Origin of the sequence: Rhodococcus sp. Eu-32, assembly GCF_003336925.1 — a bacterium.
Classification (GTDB): domain Bacteria; phylum Actinomycetota; class Actinomycetes; order Mycobacteriales; family Mycobacteriaceae; genus Rhodococcoides; species Rhodococcoides kyotonensis_B.
The window spans coordinates 15,925-37,262 of sequence record NZ_QGNK01000003.1; the positions used below are offsets into that span (position 1 = coordinate 15,925).

General features: G+C 66.7%; 15 protein-coding genes and 1 pseudogene. 6 read left to right on the forward strand and 10 right to left on the reverse strand.

Annotation, left to right across the window (positions count from 1 at the left end; genetic code table 11):
* Positions 1-248 precede the first annotated feature (248 nt).
* From lnt to DK926_RS05225, 5 genes are all read right to left on the reverse strand, one after another.
* Positions 249-1,829, reverse strand: a complete 1,581-nt coding sequence (gene lnt / locus DK926_RS05205; protein WP_114329414.1) for an apolipoprotein N-acyltransferase — start codon at positions 1,827-1,829, stop codon at positions 249-251.
* Positions 1,819-3,414: an amidohydrolase family protein gene (locus DK926_RS05210; RefSeq protein WP_243636661.1), complete on the reverse strand. Its 1,596-nt coding sequence runs from the start codon at positions 3,412-3,414 to the stop codon at positions 1,819-1,821. The genes lnt and DK926_RS05210 overlap by 11 nt, the downstream gene beginning before the upstream one ends.
* 17 nt (positions 3,415-3,431) lie before the next feature.
* Positions 3,432-3,926: an FxsA family protein gene (locus DK926_RS05215; protein WP_068425850.1), complete on the reverse strand. Its 495-nt coding sequence runs from the start codon at positions 3,924-3,926 to the stop codon at positions 3,432-3,434.
* Positions 3,927-4,007: 81 nt separating this feature from the next.
* Positions 4,008-4,667 (reverse strand): response regulator transcription factor, encoded by a 660-nt coding sequence (locus tag DK926_RS05220; RefSeq protein ID WP_068424091.1) that lies wholly within the window; start codon positions 4,665-4,667, stop codon positions 4,008-4,010.
* Between the two features lie 52 nt (positions 4,668-4,719).
* Positions 4,720-5,880 carry a histidine kinase gene (locus DK926_RS05225; protein ID WP_114329698.1) on the reverse strand — a complete coding sequence of 387 codons (1,161 nt, stop codon included), beginning with the start codon at positions 5,878-5,880 and terminating at the stop codon, positions 4,720-4,722.
* 34 nt (positions 5,881-5,914) lie between these two features.
* On the opposite strand from DK926_RS05225, the gene DK926_RS05230 reads away from it, so the two are divergent.
* Genes DK926_RS05230 through DK926_RS05240 form a run of 3 tightly spaced genes read left to right on the forward strand, consistent with a single transcriptional unit; the run spans position 5,915 to position 9,578 of the window.
* Entirely contained in the window at positions 5,915-6,682 is a 768-nt protein-coding gene (locus DK926_RS05230; protein WP_114329418.1) for a TSUP family transporter, read from the forward strand.
* An 11-nt stretch (positions 6,683-6,693) separates the two neighbouring features.
* Positions 6,694-8,220 carry a TldD/PmbA family protein gene (locus tag DK926_RS05235; RefSeq protein WP_114329420.1) on the forward strand — a complete coding sequence of 509 codons (1,527 nt, stop codon included), beginning with the start codon at positions 6,694-6,696 and terminating at the stop codon, positions 8,218-8,220.
* Complete coding sequence (locus DK926_RS05240) at positions 8,217-9,578, forward strand: metallopeptidase TldD-related protein (RefSeq protein WP_114329422.1); 1,362 nt, start codon at positions 8,217-8,219, stop codon at positions 9,576-9,578. The genes DK926_RS05235 and DK926_RS05240 overlap by 4 nt, the downstream gene beginning before the upstream one ends.
* Positions 9,579-9,580: 2 nt before the next feature.
* On the opposite strand, the gene DK926_RS05245 is transcribed toward DK926_RS05240, so the two are convergent.
* On the reverse strand, positions 9,581-10,006 hold the full coding sequence (locus tag DK926_RS05245; RefSeq protein WP_114329424.1) for a VOC family protein: 426 nt from the start codon (positions 10,004-10,006) through the stop codon (positions 9,581-9,583).
* 186 nt (positions 10,007-10,192) lie between these two features.
* On the opposite strand from DK926_RS05245, the gene DK926_RS05250 reads away from it, so the two are divergent.
* Positions 10,193-12,574, forward strand: coding sequence for an excinuclease ABC subunit UvrA (locus DK926_RS05250; protein ID WP_114329426.1), 2,382 nt, complete (start codon positions 10,193-10,195; stop codon positions 12,572-12,574).
* A gap of 27 nt (positions 12,575-12,601) precedes the next feature.
* On the opposite strand, the gene DK926_RS05255 is transcribed toward DK926_RS05250, so the two are convergent.
* Positions 12,602-13,561, reverse strand: coding sequence for a YafY family protein (locus tag DK926_RS05255; protein WP_114329699.1), 960 nt, complete (start codon positions 13,559-13,561; stop codon positions 12,602-12,604).
* 95 nt (positions 13,562-13,656) lie between these two features.
* Between DK926_RS05255 and DK926_RS05260 the strand changes: the two genes are divergently transcribed.
* A complete protein-coding gene (locus tag DK926_RS05260; protein WP_114329428.1) occupies positions 13,657-14,256 on the forward strand; it encodes a TIGR03086 family metal-binding protein in 600 nt (199 codons plus the stop codon).
* Here DK926_RS05260 and DK926_RS05265 read toward each other — a convergent pair.
* From DK926_RS05265 to cobN, 3 genes and pseudogenes are all read right to left on the reverse strand, one after another.
* On the reverse strand, positions 14,248-15,867 hold the full coding sequence (locus DK926_RS05265) for an amidohydrolase (RefSeq protein ID WP_114329430.1): 1,620 nt from the start codon (positions 15,865-15,867) through the stop codon (positions 14,248-14,250). The two genes, DK926_RS05260 and DK926_RS05265, sit on opposite strands and share 9 nt — an antisense overlap.
* Positions 15,868-15,901: 34 nt before the next feature.
* Positions 15,902-16,270 (reverse strand): annotated as a pseudogene (locus DK926_RS05270) (PPOX class F420-dependent oxidoreductase); the annotation flags it as partial.
* A 23-nt stretch (positions 16,271-16,293) separates the two neighbouring features.
* Entirely contained in the window at positions 16,294-19,935 is a 3,642-nt protein-coding gene (cobN, locus tag DK926_RS05275; RefSeq protein WP_114329432.1) for a cobaltochelatase subunit CobN, read from the reverse strand.
* Between the two features lie 237 nt (positions 19,936-20,172).
* On the opposite strand from cobN, the gene cobG reads away from it, so the two are divergent.
* Positions 20,173-21,309 (forward strand): precorrin-3B synthase, encoded by a 1,137-nt coding sequence (gene cobG / locus DK926_RS05280; RefSeq protein ID WP_114329701.1) that lies wholly within the window; start codon positions 20,173-20,175, stop codon positions 21,307-21,309.
* The last annotated feature ends 29 nt before the right edge of the window (positions 21,310-21,338 follow it).

A 21,338-nucleotide genomic window follows, 5' to 3' on the forward strand; every position in this document is an offset into this window, starting at 1 on the left:
GACCGAACGAATCGCCGACCGAGGCCGAAGCTGTTCATTCCCTACGACGGACATGTGCGCTTACACACACCGCGAACTAGAACATACAATAATGCGCCGCCCCCTTTATGGCCGATCACTATTGAGGAATCGAGCCTACGTCGGAGACCGTTACAGATCTCGACAATGGCTGGCGCGCAACCCAAGTGGTCATACGAAAATCGGCGAATAAATCGACCCCGAATCCATACGAATCGGTCGTTACGGGGTTAGTGGTCGATTTTTCCGACCGAACCGGTCGTGTGGATTGTTCTGCGCGATCGTGCAACTCCGACAACGACGAATATCGCTGCAAGCGAACAGAGAACGTACTCCGGGATCGCCCCGAGATCGGTGGCGACCGTCGTGTCGTGACGCAGCTCGATCTCCGAGACCAGCGCATCGGGAACGAACAGCTCCGTCCGTTGCGTCACAGCCCCGCTGGGCGACACGATCGCGCTGACACCACTCGTCGCCGCCACGACGACCGACCTGCCGTGCTCCACGGCTCGTACGCGCGACATCGCCAGTTGTTGATAGGTCATCTCGGTATCGCCGAAGGTTGCGTTGTTGGTCGGTATCGCGATGAATTCCGCACCGGAGCGGACGGATTCGTTCAACGCACGATCGAATGCCACCTCGTAACACGTCGCGATGCCGGCGGTGATTCCGTCCGCGTGAACGACACCGTTGCCGGTCCCCGGCACGAAGTAACCGGCACGATCGGCGTACTCGGAGAACAACCGGAAGAAGCTACGCCACGGCAAGTATTCGCCGAACGGCTGAATGATCTTCTTGTCGTGGCGCTCCCCCGGCCCTGCTGCGCCGTCCCACACGATGACCGAGTTGGTGGTCGTGCGATCCTCGTTGACCAGAACGGATCCGACGAGGATGGGCGCGCCGACCGCCTCGGACGCCGCGGTGATCTCGGTGGCCGCATCTGCGTTGCGGAGCGGATCGATGTCCGACGCGTTCTCCGGCCACACCACGAGGTCGGGCGCGGGCGTGCGGCCGGCACGCACGTCGTCGGCAAGACTCAGCGTTTCGCGAACGTGGTTGTCCAGCACCGCGCGACGCTGCGCGTTGAAGTCGAGCCCGAGGCGCGGGACGCTTCCCTGAATCGCCGCGACGGTGATGGTGCGCGAATCCGGATCGTGCGAGTCCCCGATGAGCATCGGTGCCACGGCAAGGGCGACGATCGACGCACTCGCGGCGACGGAGACGCCGACGATGATTCCGCGAAGGCGTTTCTCGAGCAGCGCGACAGCCACCGCGGCCAGTCCGGTCCCCGTCAGTGCGACACCGAAGCTCAGGAGCGGGGCGCCACCGACGCCCGCGAGAGGCAGAAGCCACCCGTCGGGCTGTCCGAACGCGAGGCGACCCCACGGAAAACCACCGAACGGGAAACTGGATCGAGCCCACTCCACGAGGCTCCAGACGAGAGCGAGAGCCAGAGGCCACCACCGGGTCCGTGCCGCGACGACGGCGAGCACGCCGAACAGTCCGGTGAAGACCGATTCCGCCGTCGCCAGCGCGAGCCACGGAAGTGGTCCGACGTACACACCGATCCACGGCAACAACGGAACGAAGAAGCCCAAGCCGGCGAGCAGTCCGTATCCGAAACCGGCCTTCTTCGATTGTGGACCGTCTCCCCGCCCTCTGACGAGAACCAGGACCAGCAATGCGATCGAAAACGGTGCCAGGAACCACAGCGTGCGGGGTGGGAAGCTCAGATAGAGCAGCAGACCCGACGCCACGGAGACAGCACTCGACGCGGCGACCCTCGTGATCGCCCGAGGGTCACGCTTCATGGATCACGCGCCCGCGATGAACGGTGCGCAGGCAACGCGGGCTCGGCGAGTCCAGCTCGAGCGGCGGCAGAGGCGGCACTCCCGCTCTCGGATCGGTGGACCACCGCTGAACGCCGTCCTTCGGGGCCTTCACGACGAGTTCGGGCGCGTCCCACATCGCGAAACTGGCAGGCGCTCCCGGCGTCAACGTCCCTGCCAGCCCGTCGCGCACACCGCCTGCTCGCCACGCGCCCCTGGTGGCAGCGGCGAACGCTGCGCGCGGCGAGACTCCGCTACCGGCTGTGTGGTGACCGACCGCGGCGCGTAGTACCGCCCACGGGTCCATCGACGTCGCCGGCGCGTCGGATCCGAATGCCAGGGATACGCCTGCGGAGGCCAACGGTGCCAGCGGATTCAGTGCACGCGCGCGGTCCGCGCCGAGGCGTTGTGCGTACATGCCGTCGTCACCTCCCCAGAGATGGTCGAACCGCGGTTGCATGCTCGCGATGACGCCCCACGCCGCGAGCGACGCGGCGTGGTCGACGGAAACCATCTCCAGGTGTTCGACGCGGTGGCCGCGCGCGGCCAGCGCTGGACCACCCACCGAGGCGGCGACACGCGCGAAGCCGTCGACGACGGCTGTCACCGCAGCGTCTCCGATCGCGTGAAATCCCGCCTGAACACCGACTTCGGTGCACGCGGCGACGTGCGCAGCGATCGCGTCGACGTCGAGGTACGACGTGCCTCGGCCGGGGACGTCGGTGTAGTCGTCGGTGAGCCACGCGGTGTGCGATCCGAGGGAACCGTCGACGAACACGTCGCCCGCCAGTCCGTGCGCACCCGTCCGTGCGAGCAGGTCCCGGGCCTCCGCGGCGCCGGTGACCGCTTCGCCCCAGTAGCCGCGGACCTCCACCCCGTGCTCGGTGGCCAGGAGTTCGGTGAAGTCACCCAGACCCGATACGTCGGGGCCACCGCACTCGTGCACTGCGCAGATCCCGGCTGCGGCCGCCGCGTCGAGCATCCGCCGACGGGCCGCGTCACGTGCGGCGGGGGTCAGCAGGGATCGAGCGGCGGCGCGAACCACGTGATGAGCCGCAGCGGTCACCGGCAGCTCCGGGTGGAAGCCGATCGCGTTCGCCAGGTCCGGGCACGCCGCGCGCAGGGCCGTCGAGCACGCGGCGGAATGCGAGTCGACGCGCGTCAGATACACGGCGCGGCCGGGGGCGATGGCGTCGAGCTCGGAGGTGGTGGGTGCTCCCCCGTCCGGCCAGTGTGACTCGTCGAAGCCGTGACCCCAGATCACCGCGTCGTCGGTTCGCGCGGCGTGACGGCGGAGTTCGTCCAGACACTGAGCATGGGACCGGGACGCCGACAGGTCCAACCCGCCGAGCAGCAGCCCGTGTGCCGTCGTATGAACATGTGCGTCGACGAAGGCGGGAGCGACGAAGGCCCCCGCGAGGTCGAACTCCTCGGCACCCGGATGAAGTGCGCGGCCGGTACGGTCTTCGCCTGTCCACGTGACGATTCCATCGGTGACGGCCATCGCCGTGGCGTCGGGAGCGGAAGCGCTGTAGATCCGCCCGCCGAGAAACAGTTGGGTGCTCACGGCTGACCAGTCTGCCCTCAGCGGGTCGGCTTATCGAAATCCCGTCCGTCGATCTCGATGATGCGCCCGCTGGTGCTCGGGTACTGCCCCGCGTACGTCTCACCGATCACCTCGCCGTCGATGACGGTCGGTCGCATTCTGCGCGTCGCGACCGCGACGCTCGGCATCCAGCGGGCAGCAGCGGCCAGCACCAGCGGCCGCAGGGCCCACCGCGAGACCGGCAGCAGCAACAGGATGCCGAACACCGTCGTCACCAGACCTGGTACGAACATCGCGACCGACCCGACCGCGAACAGAACACCGTCGGCGACCGCTCCCGCCGGCGTCCGTTCACCGCGACTGGCGGCGCGCAGACCCTCCATGACCCGGCGGCCCTGCGACCGTACGAGGACGAGCCCGACGACCGAACCTGCGATCAACAGCAGCACGGTCCACAGCACACCGATCGCGCTGCCGACCGCGACGAGTGCGGCCACCTCGACGACGACATAGAGGAGAAAGAGCGCAAACACGGTAGTTCCTTTCGTTGCCTGTATCGACAACGAACCGAGGTTCCGATTTTCTCCCGGATCGGACGACATTCGGTCGAGCAGCTAGGCCCCCGGCCGAACCAGTCCCGTTTCGTAGGCCAGAACGACGGCCTGGACGCGGTCGCGTAGACCGAGCTTTGTCAGTACACGCCCGACATGTGTCTTCACCGTCGCCTCGGACAACACCAGGCTGCCGGCGATCTCGGCGTTCGACAATCCTGTGGCGAGCAGTCCGAGCACCTCGCGCTCACGGTCGGTCAGCGCGTCGAGCATCGCCGGATCGCGAGTCGGCGTCGTGTCGCCGGAGATGAACCGTCCCAGCAGGCGCCGCGTGACTTTCGGCGACACGACGGCGTCGCCACCCGCGATGCTCCGGATGGCGGAGACGAGATCCTCCGGTGGGGTGTCCTTGAGCAGAAACCCGCTCGCGCCCGCCTTCAACGCACCGAGGACGTGCTCGTCGAGATCGAACGTCGTCATCACCAGAACACGTGCCTCGGAATTCGACTCGACGATGCGCGACGTCGCCGTCACGCCGTCGATGCCCGGCATGCGGACATCCATCAGCACGACATCCGGCTTCAACTCGTCGACCTTCGCGAGCGCCGACGCACCGTCCGACGCCTCGCCCACGACGGACAGGTCGTCCTGGGCGTCGAGGACCATCGTCAGGCCCATCCGCATCAATTCCTGGTCGTCGACGATGAGAACGGTGATCGGCACAGGGGACAACCTATCCCCCGCGGCCGAAAAGTTCCGCAGGCTCCACTCCCGTCTATTCGAGTGGGAGCACCGCACGCACCACCCACTGGCCGTCGTCGGTACGGCCCGCGTCCAGCGTCCCCTGCAGGACGGCGACGCGTTCGCGCATGCCGAGGAGCCCGTTTCCGGTTCCCTGCACCGTGCTCGCAGTCGGTCCGACGTCGCGATTGATCACCTCGACGTGGACACCGCTGTCCCGTCGGACGACCGACACGCGAGCTCTCGGCGCATGACCGCCGTGTCGCAGCACGTTGGTCAGCGACTCCTGGACGACACGATGTACTCCCAAGCTGATCGCGGGGCTGATGTCGTCGAGGTTTCCCGTCTGCTCGAGTTCGACGTAGAGGCCGGCCTTGGACATCATGTCCACCACCTTCGCCAGACCCGCGGTGCCGTACTGCGGCATGTCGTCGGTGTGGGGTGTCGTTCGGAGCAAGGCAACGGTCCGGCGCAGTTCGGCGAGCGCCTGCCTGCCGGTCGCCGAGATGTTCGCGACGGCTTGTTCGGCCCGCTCGGGATCCTTGCGTATCGCGTAGGACGCACCGTCGGCCTGCACGACCATGACGCTCACCCCGTGGGCGATGACGTCGTGCAGTTCGCGTGCGATGCGTGTCCGTTCGAGGGCGACCGCCTCCTCGGCGCGGCGATCTCGGTCGTACTCGGCGACGACGAGGCGCGCTTCGACGGCCTCGTCGTACGCGCGCCGGGCGCCGAGGAATTCGGCCGCGATCCACGCCAGCGCATACATCATGGCGCCGAACACGACGCTGGTGATGAGGTCCTCGTCGAACAGAAGCAGCGCCAGGATCGAATCCAGGATCACCGCGATCAGATAGAACAGCGCGTCACGCCGACCCACGTAGGCCACCAACGTGTACAGCATGATCGGCAGCGCGAGCAGCGAGGGATGAAGGTTGGTCGTCTCCCCCAGTGCCGCGCCGGTCGTCGTGCCGAACAACGACACCACGAGCACCGCGACCGCGACCGTTCGAGGGTGCCGACGACGCCATGCGATCGGGGTGCAGACCGCCGAGGTGACCACACCGAACAGCACCCAATTCGTCGACTCGGCGTTGGCGACCAGCGCGACGACGTCGAGCACGACGAGCATTGCTGCGAGCAGCGAGTCCGCGACGAAGGGCTTGCCCCTGAGCCACAGGCTGAATCTCCGCATGTGATTGAGTTTGCCGTATGCAAGCAAGGGCCATATGACCGCGGCGGACTGGGGATTGTTGATGGTGGCGGCCACTGCCGCCGGCTGGGTCGACGCGGTCGTCGGCGGCGGCGGATTGATCCTGCTACCCGCGATTCTGCTGGTCGCCCCGCAGCTGAGTCCTCAGGCAGCGCTCGCGACCAACAAGGTGACAGCCGTGTTCGGTACGGCCGCGGCCGTCGTGACATTCGCACGCAAGGTGGCTCTCGACTGGAAGATTCTCGTGCCGGCCGCGGTGCTCGCCGCGGTCGCGGCTGCCGGCGGCGCCGCGGCGGTGTCGCTGATCGACCGCGACCTGTTCATCCCGATCATCATGGTCGCGCTCGTCGGTGTCGCGGTGCTCGTGACGACGCGCCCGACCATCGGAACCGTCGCCGCAGCTCGCCCGCCGACGACGCGGAAGATTCTCGTCGTCGTGCTTCTCGCCGCCGGCTGCTTCGGCTTCTACGACGGCATTCTCGGCCCCGGCACGGGAACGTTCTTCATCATCGCGTTCGCGACGCTGCTCGGCACCGAGTTCGTGCGCAGCGCCGCGATGGCCAAGGTGCTCAATCTCGGATCCAACGTCGGGGCTCTGACGTTCTTCGCCGTGACCGGACACGTGCTGTGGCAGTTGGGCGCAGCGATGGCGGTGTGCAACGTGATCGGTGCCGTGCTGGGATCGCGTGCGGCGCTCGCACGCGGCGCCGGATTCGTGCGCGTCGTACTGCTCGTCGTCGTCATCGGCATGGTTGTCCGCCTCGGCTGGCAACAATTCGGCTAATCTCCGTGTCTGTGACCCAGCCGCCCCACCGCGATGTCGATCCGGACTTCCGTGCGTTGTCGTGCGGTGAACTGGCCGCTGCTGCCCTGGACGTCGCGCGGCGCGCCGGTGCGTCGCACGCGGACTTCCGAGTGCAGCGCCTCACCACGCAATCGCTGAACCTGCGCGACGGCGTCGTCCAGTCGGCCGTGGACGGCTCCGAAATCGGCCTCGCAGTGCGCGTCGTCGTGGACGGTACGTGGGGTTTCGCGTCGCACAGCGATCTGTCGGTCGACGCGGCCGCGGCGACGGCACGCACGGCCGTCGACGTCGCGCAGGCACTCCGGTCGCTGAACCGCGAACGCGTCGAGCTCGCCGACGAGCCCGTGTACGCGAACGCGACATGGGTGTCGGAGTACGACGTCGATCCGTTTCACGTTCCGACCCGCGACAAGGTCGAACTGCTCACCGACTACTCCGCCCGCCTTCGCGCGTCGGACGGCGTCGATCACGTGACCGCTTCGGTACTGCAGGTCAAGGAACAGACGTACTACGCCGATCTGGCCGGCAGTTCGATCACGCAGCAACGAGTCCGGCTCCACCCCCAGCTCGAAGCGACGACGGTCGACACGGCCGCGGGCGCCTTCGAGACGATGCGCACTCTCGCCCCGCCGGTCAGCCGCGGATGGGAGTACCTCGGTGCCGACAGCACGTGGGACTGGTCGGACGAGTTGACGCGCATCCCCGGATGGCTCGCCGAGAAGGTGAAGTCGCCGTCCGTCGTTCCGGGTCCGACCGACCTGGTGATCGACCCGACCAATCTGTGGCTCACGATCCACGAATCCATCGGTCACGCAACCGAGTACGACCGCGCAATCGGGTACGAGGCGGCATACGCCGGTACGTCGTTCGCGACCCCGGACCAACTCGGCACACTGAAGTACGGCACCGACATCATGCACGTGACGGCCGACCGCACGGAGGTGGGCGGGCTCTCCACCATCGGCTACGACGACGACGGCGTGGCCGCGCAGCAGTGGGATCTGATCCGTGACGGCGTGCTCGTCGGCTATCAACTCGACCGCGTGTTCGCGCCGAGGCTGGGACTTCCCCGCTCCAACGGGTGCTCGTACGCCGACTCGGCGCAGCACGTTCCGATTCAACGGATGGCGAACGTGTCTCTGCAACCGGATCCCGTCGTCGATCGCACCATCGACGATCTGGTCGCCTCGGTCGACGACGGGATCTACGTCGTCGGCGACAAGAGCTGGTCGATCGACATGCAGCGCTACAACTTCCAGTTCACCGGACAGCGGTTCTTCCGCATCAGGAACGGCGTGCTCGACGGCCAGGTGCGCGATGTCGCCTATCAAGCGACGACGACCGACTTCTGGGGATCGATGGATCTCGTCGGCGGCGTGTCGACGCGACGCCTCGGTGGCGCGTTCAACTGCGGAAAGGCGCAGCCCGGTCAGGTCGCGGCCGTCAGTCACGGATGTCCCGCTGCCGTCTTCCGTGGAGTGAACGTTCTCAACACGCGATCGGAGGCAGGCCAGTGATTCCCGGCCACGAGGTCGTCGAGCGGGTGCTCGCACTCGCCACGGTCGACGACACGTTCGTCATCGTCATCGACTCCAGCGAGGCGTCGTTGCGCTGGGCCGGAAATTCGATGACCACCAACGGAATCGGGATTTCGCGACACTGGACCGTCGTCTCCGTCGTCCGTGGATCCAGCGACACGAAGGTCGCGACGATGTCGTCGACGAGCGTCGACCCGGACGAGATCGCGTCGATCGTCGCAGCGTGCGAGAACACCGCTCGCGCAGCCGAACCCGCCGAGGATGCGATGCCACTCGTCACCGGCACCGGCGATCCGGACGATTGGGACGCCGATACTGCGCTCACGAGCATCGGCGTGTTCGGCGGTTTCACCGAGGACCTCGCCGCGGGCTTCGCCGGTCGGGACCAGCTGTACGGCTTCGCCCATCACCGCCTCGACACGGTCTGGCTCGGATCGACGTCGGGGATCCGGCGCCGCTTCACGCAGCCCACCGGCTCGATCGAGATCAACGGCAAACGCGACGACGCGAGTGCCTGGGTCGGCGCGAGCACCAAGCATTTCGACGACGTGAACGTTGCCTCGTTGCTGAGTGACCTGTCGACGCGGCTGGGGTGGGCGTCGACGCAACTCGATCTTCCAGCAGGACGATACGAGACGTTGCTTCCGCCGTCGGCCGTCGCCGATCTGATGATCTACCTGATGTGGACGATGGAAGGCCGCGGAGCGCAGGAAGGTCACACGGCGTTGTCACGGCCGGGCGGCACACGCGTCGGCGAGAAGCTCGGTTCGATTCCCCTGACGCTGTTCTCCGATCCGAACTACACCGGGCTCGAGTACTCGCCCTTCGTCGCGACCGGTGCGTCCAACGATTCGGTCTCGGTGTTCGACAACGGAATGGCCACCTCGCGCGTCGACTGGGTACGTGACGGTGCCGTCGGAGCGCTGGCGTACCCGCGGTTCTTCGCCGACAAGTACGACACCGACCCCGTGATCCCCGGCGACAACCTCGTCCTGACGGGCGGCAGCGACGCCGACCTGGACGCGATGATCGCACGCACCGAGCGTGGACTGCTGCTGACGACGCTGTGGTACATCCGAGAGGTCGATCCCGCCACGTTGCTGCTCACCGGACTGACCCGTGACGGCGTCTACCTCGTCGAGGACGGAACGGTCACCGGATCCGTCAACAATTTCCGCTTCAACGAGAGCCCACTGGATTTGCTGCGCCGCGTCACCGAGGCCGGGGCGACGGAGAAGACGCTGCCCCGGGAGTGGAAGGACTGGTTCACGCGAACGGCGATGCCGCCGTTACGTATTCCTGATTTCCACATGTCCTCGGTGAGCAAAGCACAGTAGGACTACTTCTCCGGTCCGGAGATCTCCAGCGCGATGTTGTCCGGGTCACGGAATTCCAGGATGCTCAGGCCTTCGCCGGCCGACTTGATGCCCTCGTGACGAATTCCCAGTTCGTCGAGGGTCGCCACGGCGTTCTCGAGATCGTCGTAGGTCGCGACGGCGAAGCTCAGGTGGTCGAGGCCTGCGCGGTCTTCGTCGAACCGATCCTCGCCCGGCGCAACCGGACGAAGGCCGAACAGTCCCCCGGCGAACGAGTAGATCACTCCCCCGAACAGAAACCACAGCGCCTTCTTGGTCTGCTCGTCGGCGTTCGGATCCCACTCGTACGCGACGTCGAAGCCGAACACGTCGTCGTAGAACTTCCGCGAGACGTCGATGTCGCTGACGGTGATGCGCACGTGGTGGAAATCGGTAGCTGCTATCGCCATGGTGTGTCTCTCCTCGTCGAAGACCTGTCGCCGTCGCGCTGCCCGCGTGCCACCCCGCCGGAGAGTGCACCGCCGCGCGTGAGTCGAAACGCGCGAAACCCACTCCGGTCAGGATTCGAGAAGTATCACGGCGGCGCTGGAACTAACGTATTCCGCGTGAACCCACCGAGGGAGAGGCGACAACGGATGGCAGCGAGTGCGAGCACACGGTCACCCGAGATGCACGTGGCCGACAGCCACGATCTAATTCGAGTCCAGGGCGCGCGGGTCAACAACCTGCAGGACATCAGTGTCGAGATCCCCAAACGCCGACTGACCGTGTTCACCGGCGTGTCCGGTTCGGGCAAGAGCTCTCTCGTGTTCAGCACGATCGCCGCCGAGTCGCAGCGCATGATCAACGAGACGTACAGCGCGTTCGTCCAGGGCTTCATGCCGACGCTCGCGCGGCCCGACGTCGACGTGCTCGACGGCCTGACCACGGCGATCATCGTCGATCAGCAGCGGATGGGTGCCAATCCGCACTCGACGGTCGGCACCGCCACCGACGCCAACGCGATGCTGCGCATCCTGTTCAGCCGCCTCGGTACGCCGCACATCGGGTCGCCTCAGGCGTTCTCGTTCAACGTCGCGTCGATCTCCGGCGCCGGAGCCGTCACCGTGCAGAAGGGCGGGCGTGAAACCAAGGAGAAGCGGACCTTCTCGATCACCGGCGGCATGTGTCCGCGTTGCGAGGGACGCGGGTCGGTCAGCGACATCGACCTGACGGCGCTGTACGACGACAGCAAGTCCCTCAACGAGAGTGCGATCACGATCCCCGGATACAGCATGGAGGGGTGGTACGGCCGAATCTTCCGTGGCTGCGGCTACTTCGACCCCGACAAGCCGATCGCCGAGTTCACCAAGCGGGAACTGAACGATCTCCTCTACCGCGAGCCGACCAAGATCAAGGTCGAGGGCATCAACCTCACCTACTCGGGACTCGTTCCCCAGATCCAGAAGTCGTTCCTGTCCAAGGACGTCGACGCGATGCAGCCGCACATCCGCGCGTTCGTCGAGCGTGCGGTGACGTTCCAGACGTGTCCGGAGTGCGACGGGACCCGTCTCAACGAGGGCGCGAGGTCGTCGAAGATCAAGGGAATCTCCATCGCCGACGCGTGCGCGATGCAGATCAGCGACCTCGCGAAATGGGTGGGCGGGCTGAAGGAACCGTCCGTCGCACCCCTGCTCGAGTCGCTCGGCGAGACGCTCGACTCGTTCGTGCAGATCGGACTTGGCTACTTGTCGCTCGAGCGTCCCGCAGGCACGCTCTCCGGTGGTGAAGCTCAGCGCACCAAGATGATTCGGCACCTGGGTTCGTCGCTCACCGACGTCACCTACGTGTTCGACGAGCCGACCACCGGTCTGCATCCGCACGACATCCAGAACATGAACGACCTTCTGCTGCAACTGCGGGACAAGGGCAACACCGTTCTCGTCGTGGAACACAAACCCGAGACGATCGTGATCGCCGATCACATCGTCGATCTCGGGCCCGGGGCCGGATCCGCCGGTGGCACAGTATGTTTCGAGGGCACGGTCGACGGCCTGCGCTCGAGCGACACGATCACCGGACGGCACTTCGACGACCGAGCGACGCTGAAGGAGTCCGTCCGGGAGTTCACCGAGGTCGTCGAGATCCGCGGCGCCGATACGCACAACCTGCAGAACGTCGACGTCGACGTGCCGCTCGGGGTGCTGACCGTCGTCACGGGCGTCGCGGGCTCCGGCAAGAGCTCGCTCATCCACGGGTCGCTGTCCGGGTTGGACGACGTCGTCGCAATCGATCAGGGTGCGATCCGCGGGTCGCGTCGTAGCAATCCTGCGACGTACACCGGGCTGCTCGAGCCGATCCGCAAGGCGTTCGCGAAGGCGAACGGCGTCAAGCCTGCTTTGTTCAGCGCGAATTCGGAAGGCGCCTGCCCCACGTGCAACGGCAACGGTGTCATCTACTCGGACCTGGCGATGATGGCAGGCGTCGCAACCCCGTGCGAAGAATGCGAGGGCAAGCGCTTCCAGGGATCGGTACTCGAATACCACCTCGGCGGCAAGGACATCAGCGAGGTGCTCGAGATGTCGGCGGCGGAAGCGCACGAGTTCTTCGGTGAGACGTCGAAACTGGCTGCGGCGCACAAGATCCTGACGCGATTCGTCGACGTCGGCCTCGGCTACATCAAACTGGGTCAACCGCTGACCACCCTCTCCGGCGGTGAGCGTCAGCGCCTCAAGCTCGCGACCCACATGGGCGAGAAGGTCGGAATCTACGTTCTCGACGAGCCGACGACCGGCCTCCACCTGGCCGACGTCGAACAGCTGCTCGGTCTGTTGGATCGTCTCGTCGATGCGGGCAAGTCGGTCATCGTGATCGAACATCATCAAGCGGTCATGGCACACGCGGACTGGATCATCGACCTCGGCCCCGGCGCTGGTCACGACGGCGGTCGCGTCGTCTTCGAGGGCACGCCGACCGATCTCGTCGCCGATCGGTCCACGCTGACGGGCGAGCATCTCGCGGCGTACGTGGGGCGTTAACCCTCGTGCGCGCGAATACATAGCCCTCTATGTATTCGCGCGCACATGGGGTGCATGACGCGTCATCATCCGCTGAGCGCGGTCGAACACCGCGGCCCGCACGTCCGCGGGGCCGAGCAGTTCACAGTCGTCTCCGAGCATCCATACCGTCGAACAGGCATGTGCCACACCGCCGAACAGTGCGTCGAGTTCGATCCACCCGTCGTGCGGGACCGATGTCTCGTCCACTCGGATCGCGGTGGCGGCGACGTGGTCCAGCTGATCGGGCCGCACACGCAGTCGAACGGACACGGTGTCCCGACTCGACCTGAACCGTCGGCGACCGGCATCCCACAGCGCACCGAGATCGACCTTCGGACTTCTGCGGGCGTCGTCGTCCAGTAGTTCCGCACGGCGAATCCGAGACACTCGATAGGTCCGTTCGTCCCCGTCCACCGTCGCCATCAGGTACCAGTGCCCGGCGGCGTACACGAGTCCGATCGGGTCCACCGTCCGCACGCTCGGCGTACCGCTACGGCCCTCGTAGTCGAGCCGTAGTCGGCGCCCGAGAAAGACCCCGCGCTGGACGACGTCGAGATACTCGTCGCGTTCGGGGTCTCGGAGCCAGCCTTCGGGCCGGACCAGTACGCGGTCGGCCACCGACGTCGCGACGCGTCGCTGCTCGTCGGGCAACGACGCCGCGACCTTGCGCATAGCGGACGCGAAAGCCGACCCCATGCCGAGCGACGCCGACGCGTCCGCGGACATGAGCGCTGTCGCCTCCTCCGCGGTCAAGCCGGTGAGGTCCGTCGTGAAGCCGGGAAGAAGCTCGAACCCTCCGTGACGACCGCGTTCGGCGAACACCGGGAAGCCCGAGGTGGACAAGGCGTCGATGTCCCGCAGCACCGTGCGCTCCGAGACTTCTAGCTCTGCAGCCAGCTGCGACGCGGACATGCGCCCACGATGTCTCAGCAGAAGAACCAACGAGATCAATCTGTCCGCGCGCACTCGCCGATCGTTGCACGAATACACGACAGAAGATGTCATGTATTCGATGTTGACTTCATCTCGTACCGTTCGAACCACGACGAAACGAGAGCATCATGACCGACATCGCGCTCGATCCCCGGCCCCTCTACCGCGACGCGCTGGCCTGGGTCGCCGACCTGATGGAAGCAACTCGCGACGACCAGATGACGCTGCCGACGCCGTGCCCGGACTTCGACGTCCGAGCGCTGTTGGGGCACCAGATCGCGGGTGTGCGACGCGCCAGGACGATGGCACTGGGCGGCGACCCCACGACCGTGCCGGTGGTGCTCACCGGGTTCGACGACGCGACTGCCGCGTATCGAGTTCAGGCCCGACTGGCGCTCGAGGCATGGGCGGGTGAGAACACGCTTGACATGACGGTCACGGCGCCCTGGGGAACCGTGCCCGGCCGCGCAGCGGTGTGGGCCTACATCAACGAAACCCTCGTTCACGGATGGGATCTGGCGGTGTCGACGGGTCGACCGTCCGAGGCCGAACCCCGGCTCGTGGAACCCGTGCTGGCCGCCGCAGCACGCGCGATTCCCGCCGAGCCTCGCGACGTCATGCCTTTCGACGAGGTCGTCGAACCCGCCGCCGACGCCGGCCCGACCGAACGCCTCGTCAATTGGTCCGGCCGGGCCAGTGCTCCGTGGGTCGGTGCCGCGTCACGCTGAGCCGTCGAACACCCGGGTGCCCGCGAGGTAGGTGGCGCGGACGTCGAGGTCGGCGATGTCTTCCGGCGGGACGGTGCGCGGATCGGCGGACAGCACGACGAAGTCCGCGTACTTGCCGACTTCGATGGAGCCGATCTCGTTCTCGGAGAACAGTTGCCAGGCCGCGTCGATGGTCTGAGCGCGAATGGCCTGTTCGACGGTCAGCCGTTGTTCCGGACCGGAGACGTGCCCGTTCGGTGTCGTTCTCGTGACCGCGACGGCGATGTTGCGCAGCGGTTCCTCCGGAGTGACGGGAGGATCGTTGTGCAGGGAAACCCTCATGCCTGCCGCTACGGCCGACCCGGCGGGCATCCACCTCGATCCATGCTCGGGCCCGAAGAGTCCGTCGACGAGAACGTCACCCCAGTAATGGATCTGGTCGACGAACAGGCTGCACGTCACGCCGAGCGATACCGCGCGTGCGATCTGATCGTCGCGGATCGCGCCGACGTGTTCGAGGCGCAGCCGGTGGTCCGGACGGGGGTGGCGAGTGAGGACGCTGTCGTACACATCCAGAATCGTGTCGATCCCGTTGTCGCCCATGACGTGACACGCCAACGGCCATCCCAGCGGAAAGTAGGCGTCGACGATTTCGGTCAGCTGTTCGCGGGTGTAGTTCGCGTGCCCGCACGATCCCGGCTCGACGCCGATGGCCGCGGTGGCGTCGGTGTCGAGGTACGGGAACGTCAGGTCGATGTTGCCGATCCACGGCGAACCGTCCACCCAGATCTTGATTCCCGTAGCGCGCACCATGTCGTCGCCCGCACCAGGGGTGGATCGCGCGGTCATCGTCGGGTTGGACATCTCGTAGGTACGAAGGCGAACCGTCAGCGCTCCCTGCGCGTTCAACGCCTCGACGAGAGGGCCGAACTTCGGGTCGTACGCCATCTCGGAACACGTCGTCAGCCCGGCGCGGTTGAGCCGTGCGCACTCCTCGGCCAACATTTTCGGATAGGAGCCGGCATTCATCGCGGACGAGACGAGCGGAAACACCGCCGCAGTTTCTCGGGCCGTACCGTCGAGCTCGCCGTTCGCATCACGCCCGTAGGCCGCGCCCTTCGGGTCGGGTGTGTTGCGGTCCAATCCGTGCAGACGGGCCGCCACGGAGTTGAAGAACGCGAGGTGGCCCGAGTTGTGCAGGATCACGAGCGGCGTATCCGGTGCGACGGAGTCGAGCCACGCCAAGGTCGGCTCCGGAAGGCCCTTCTGCAGCAACGCGTCCCACCCGCTGAGGAAAGCGCCGTCGTCACCGCGACGCTTGACCTCGTCACGCACGGCCGCCGCGACGGCGTCGGCGTCGCGAACGGTCACCGGACGGATGTCGACCATCCGATCGGACAGCACCACCGCCTCCATCAGCGGATGGCCGTGCGCCTCGACCAGACCGGGCATCACGCATCCGTCGCCGACGTCGACGACGTGTGTGCTCGGGCCGATCTCGGAGTCGAGTTCCGCTCTGGTGCCCACCGCGCAGATACGGCCGTCCCGCACCGCGACGCCTTCTGCGGTGGGGCGACTCGCGTCCACGGTCAGCACGGTTCCGACAAGGACAAGATCGGCGTACGACGACATCCTTACCTCCCGAAAAGGAAGTATGCAGGTCGCGTCAGGCGGGCGCCACCGATATGCCGACGGTGCCGGTCTTGCCGCGCCGAAGCGTGCTGCCGGTGACGGTCAGCCAGCCGAGTATGCCGTACTTCCGTGCGATCGCGCGGCGAACCTTGTCGGTGGCGGGACCGTCCAGTATTTCGGCGAAGCCGTTCTGCGCCTCGCCCTGGATCTTCCCGCGCGCCGTGCAGGGCGCTACCGTCACACGGCCGTTGCGCCGGATCCTCTTGACCTTCCACGAATCGGAGGTCGTCCACACCAGTAGGCGGTCGCCCTCACGAACACCCCACAGTGGCGTCGCGACGGGCGTGCCGTCCTTCTTGAACGTGGTCAGCGAGACGTACTTTCCGTCGGCGATCTCCTGAAACGTGGCATACGACCAGCGTACGGCTACTCCCCCTCCAGATCGCCTTCCGTCTGCAGATACACCTGGCGAAGTTCGGCGAGAATCTCCGGATCCGGTTCCGCCCACATGCCGCGTTCGGTCGCCTCGAGCAGCCGTTCGGCGATGCCGTGCAGTGCCCAGGGGTTCGACTGTTGCATGAACTTCTGGTTCTGCTCGTCGAGAACGTATGTCTCGGCCAGCTTCTCGTACATCCAGTCGGCGACGACGTCGGTCGTCGCGTCGTACCCGAACAGATAGTCGACGGTGGCCGCCATCTCGAACGCGCCCTTGTACCCGTGCCTGCGCATCGCCTCCAGCCAACGCGGATTGACGACGCGGGCGCGGAACACCCGGGTGGTCTCCTCCGACAACGTACGGGTGCGGACGGTGTCCGGCCTCGTACTGTCACCGATGTAGGCCTCCGGTGACGTGCCCGTCAGCGCGCGCACCGTAGCGATCATGCCGCCGTGGAACTGGAAGTAGTCGTCCGAGTCGGCGATGTCGTGCTCGCGCGTGTCGGTGTTCTTGGCCGCCACGGCAATTCGGCGGTACGCCGTGCGCATGTCGTCCGACGCGGGCACACCGTCCAGGCCGCGGCCGTATGCGAAACCGCCCCACGTCGTGTAGACCTGCGCGAGATCCTCGTCGCTACGCCAGGTCTTGCTGTCGATCAGCTGCAGCAGGCCGGCCCCGTACGTTCCTGGTTTGGACCCGAAAATACGCGTCGTGGAGCGTCGTTCGTCGCCGTGCTCGGCGAGATCGGCCTGCGCGTGCGCGCGGACGAAGTTTCGGTCCGCAGGCTCGTCGAGCGCGGCGACCAGACGCACCGCGTCGTCGAGCAACGCGAGGACGTGCGGGAACGCGTCTCGGAAGAATCCGCTGATGCGCACGGTGACGTCGATGCGCGGGCGTCCCAGTTCTCCCAGGTCGATGACCTCGAGCGTCGTGACGCGCCGCGACGCCTCGTCCCACACCGGCCGGACTCCGAGCAGCGCGAACACTTCCGCGACGTCGTCACCGGACGTGCGCATCGCGGACGTGCCCCACACGGACAGGCCGACCGATTTCGGCCACTCACCGTGATCCTTCCGATACCGCTCGAGCAGAGAGTCGGCCATCGCCTGCCCGGTCTCCCACGCGAGCTTCGACGGGACGGCCTTGGGATCGACGGAGTAGAAGTTGCGGCCGGTGGGCAAAACGTTGATCAGTCCGCGCAGCGGCGAACCGCTCGGCCCCGCGGAGACGAAACCGCCGTCGAGGGCGTGCAGAACCTGCTCGATCTCTTCGGACGTACCGCGCAGTCGCGGAACGACCTCGGACGCGGCGAACCGAAGAATGTCGGCGACGACGGATCCGTGCTCCCCGGCAACCGTGTCCGCTGCTGCCGGATCCCATCCTGCCGCTTGCATCGCCGCGACGAGACCGTGCGCGACGGACTCGATGTCGTCGACGCGTGTGCGCGCCTCGTCGCCGTCCTCGCTCAGACCGAGCGCCTCGCGCAGACCGGGAACCGACTGTTCACCACCCCACATCTGCCGCGCGCGCAGCATCGCGAGCACCAGTTCGACCTCACTGTCACCGGCGGGCGCCTGCCCGAGAACGTGGAGTCCGTCGCGGATCTGAACGTCCTTGATCTCGCACAACCACCCGTCGACGTGCAGCAGCATGTCGTCGAACACGTCCTCGTCGGGGCGTTCTTCGAGACCGAGATCGTGGTGCATCTGCGCCGCCGTCATCAGCGTCCAGATCTGCTGGCGGATCGCCGGGAGCTTCGCGGGGTCGAGTGCCGAGATGTTCGCGTGTTCGTCGAGCAGTTGTTCGAGGCGCGAGATGTCGCCGTAGCTTTCCGCTCGCGCCATCGGCGGGATGAGATGGTCGACGAGGGTCGCGTGCGCACGACGCTTTGCCTGGGTGCCCTCGCCGGGGTCGTTGACGAGGAAGGGGTAGATCAGCGGGAGGTCGCCGAGTGCCGCGTCGGTGCCGCACGAGGCGGACATACCGAGGGTCTTACCCGGCAGCCATTCGAGGTTGCCGTGCTTGCCGAGATGCACCATCGCGTCGGCGCCGAATCCACCGTCGTCCTGCGACGCTTGAATCCAGCGGTACGCGGCGAGGTAGTGGTGACTCGGCGGGAGATCGGGATCGTGGTAGATCGCGACGGGCTTCTCGCCGAACCCGCGCGGAGGCTGAACCATGATCACGACGTTGCCGAATTGCATTGCTGCGATGACGATTTCGCCGTCCTTGTCGGACGATCGGTCGACGTACATGTCGCCGGGTGCCGGGCCCCAGTGCTCCTCGACGGCCGAGGTCAGCTCATCGGGCAGCTGGGCGAACCACGATCGGTACCGCGCTGCCGAGATGCGAATCGGATTACCCTCGAGTTGCTCGTCGGTGAGCCAGTCCGGGTCCTGACCGCCGCGTGCGATCAGGGCGTGGATCAGCGCGTCACCGTCACGGGCCGCCAGCCCCGGAATGGCGTCCGGTCCGTCGACGGGTCCGAGATCGTATCCAGCGGAACGCATCTCGGTCATCAATGCGATCGCACTGGCAGGCGTATCGAGTCCGACGGCATTGCCGATGCGCGCGTGCTTGGTCGGGTACGCCGAGAACATCAACGCGATGCGGCGTTCCGGCGTCGGGATGCGACGAAGTTTCGCGTGCCGCACGGCGATTCCCGCGACGCGGGCTGCCCGCTCGTGATCGGGCACGTAGGTGGTCAGTCCGTCGCCGTCGATCTCCTTGAACGAGAACGGAACCGTGATCAGGCGGCCGTCGAACTCCGGGACCGCGACCTGGGTTGCCACATCGAGCGGAGAGAGTCCGTCGTCGTTGGCTTCCCAGGTCTCGCGGCTGCTGGTCAAGCACAGACCCTGCAGTATGGGCACGTCGAGCGCGGCGAGTTCGGCGACGTCCCATGCCTCGTCGTCACCGCCTGCCGATGCGCTCGCCGGCTTGGTACCACCGGCGGCCAGGACCGTCACGACCATCGCGTCGGCTTGTTTCAGGGTCTCGAGAAGTTCGGGCTCCGCGGTGCGCAACGACGCACAGAAGATCGGAAGCGCTTGTCCCCCTGCATTTTCCACGGCCGTGCACAGCGCATCGATGTAGGTCGTGTTTCCGGCGAGGTGCTGGGCACGGTAATACAAAACGGCGACGACAGGAGCGGAGCCTGCGGAGTGACCCGATGGCACAGGGGCGGAATCGGTGGTTCGAGTCGGTTGGCGCTCCAGAATCCCCCACGTCGGGGTGTGCAGTGGTGCCGAGAATCCGTTGCCGGTCAGCAGGACCGTGTCGGACAGGAACGCGTGCAGCTGCACCAGGTTCTCGGGGCCGCCCTCGGCGAGGTAGTTGTGCGCCTGGGCCGCGACGTTGGCCGGAACCGTCGACAGCTGCATCAACTCGGCGTCCGGTGCCTGTTCGCCACCCAGCACGACGACGGGAAGTCCGGATGCGAGGACGGCGTCGGCGCCCTCTTCCCAGGATCGCCTCGAACCGAGGATGCGCAGGACGATCAGATCGACGCCGTCGGCCAGCGCGGGAACGTCGTCGGCGAGCAGTCGGGACGGGTTGCCCCACCGGTAGTCGGCGCCGCTGGCGCGCGCACTGAGCAGATCGGTGTCGGACGTCGACAGCAGCAAGATCACGGGTAAAGCCCTCCTGAAGGGTTTCGCGCCCTTCTACGTCGATCGACAGCGTCGAACGAGAGTGTCGAACGAGAGTCTCGTGCTGCGATCCGAGAGGGTCTGGCTTTCACAGTGGCGCGACCGCACCGGGATTGCACCGGGTTTCCTCTCGGACGAAGCCTTGTCGGGACGGAATGCTACCCGGGTGTGTTCGATGCCGACGTGGACGCCGTCGATACCGCTTGTAGCCTCGACGACATGAGTTCGACCGACCCGCGTGAGCACCCGGACCGCTGCCCCGGTGCGCTGACGATGCATCAGGCTGCCGACGGCGGCCTCGCGCGTGTCCGCCTGCCCGGTGGCCGGCTCACGCCCGATGCGATGGTGCAGCTCGCGCATGCGGCCTCCGAGCTCGGCGACGGCAAGCTCGAACTCACGTCACGCGCGAACGTGCAGTTCCGCGGCATCGCCGACGGCGACGCGCTGGCGGAGCGTCTCGCGTCGGCGGGACTGCTTCCGTCCGCGACGCACGAGCGCGTGCGCAACATCCTCGCGTCACCACTGTCCGGCCGTGTCGGCGGACTCGCAGACGTGCGGGCTCTCGTCCGGCGTCTCGACGAGTCGCTGTGCTCCCGCGATACGTTGGCGGAGCTGCCTGGTCGGACGCAGTTCGCGCTCGACGACGGCCGAGGAGACGTCACCGCCTTGCAGCCCGACTTCGGCGTCCAGGCGATCACGCCCGAGGAGTTCGCGCTGATACTCGCGGGGGCCGACACCGGTGTGCGCATCGATGCGGAGGACGTGGTGGACGTCCTGCTCGACGCCGCACAGGTATTCGTCGACCTTCGGGACACGCAATGGCGGCTGTCCGAGCTGTCCGACGGACCGGCCCTAGTGCTCGACCAGCTGGGGCTCGGTGCCGGAGAACCCCGAGAACTCGACTCGTCCGGGGCGGACGAGGCGCCGATCGGTTGGATGACGCAGGACGACGGCCGTGTCGCGCTCGGCGGCGTGCTCGCGATGGGGGTGCTCGACGCCCGTCTCGGGGAGTTCCTGGCCGCGATCGAACGGCCGCTCGTCGTGACGCCCTGGCGCGGCATCGTCGTGTGCGATCTCGACGAAGGTGCCGCCGACACCGTCGTCCGAGTGCTCGCACCGATGGGATTGATCTTCGACGCGTCCTCGCCGTGGGCGCAGGTCAGTGCATGTACCGGATCACCGGGGTGCGAGAAGTCCCACGCCGATGTGCGCGGCGACCTCACGCAGGCGGTCGAGAGAGGCGCCGTCGAGGCCGGACGTCGCCAGCACTGGTCCGGATGCGAGCGGCGATGCGGTAAACCGAAAGGCGACGTCGTCGACGTCGTCGCCGGACCCACCGGCTACCGGGTGTCCTGACGCCTCGTAGCACTCCCCTATCGTGAACT

What these genes read in the sequence shown, in the direction of transcription:
- lnt (WP_114329414.1), bottom strand. Translation starts at nt 1,829, where the DNA reads ATGAAGCGTGACCCTCGGGCGATCACGAGGGTCGCCGCGTCGAGTGCT.
- DK926_RS05225 (WP_114329698.1), bottom strand. Translation starts at nt 5,880, where the DNA reads ATGCGGAGATTCAGCCTGTGGCTCAGGGGCAAGCCCTTCGTCGCGGAC.
- DK926_RS05230 (WP_114329418.1), top strand. Translation starts at nt 5,915, where the DNA reads ATGACCGCGGCGGACTGGGGATTGTTGATGGTGGCGGCCACTGCCGCC.
- DK926_RS05245 (WP_114329424.1), bottom strand. Translation starts at nt 10,006, where the DNA reads ATGGCGATAGCAGCTACCGATTTCCACCACGTGCGCATCACCGTCAGC.
- DK926_RS05250 (WP_114329426.1), top strand. Translation starts at nt 10,193, where the DNA reads ATGGCAGCGAGTGCGAGCACACGGTCACCCGAGATGCACGTGGCCGAC.
- DK926_RS05260 (WP_114329428.1), top strand. Translation starts at nt 13,657, where the DNA reads ATGACCGACATCGCGCTCGATCCCCGGCCCCTCTACCGCGACGCGCTG.
- DK926_RS05265 (WP_114329430.1), bottom strand. Translation starts at nt 15,867, where the DNA reads ATGTCGTCGTACGCCGATCTTGTCCTTGTCGGAACCGTGCTGACCGTG.
- cobG (WP_114329701.1), top strand. Translation starts at nt 20,173, where the DNA reads ATGAGTTCGACCGACCCGCGTGAGCACCCGGACCGCTGCCCCGGTGCG.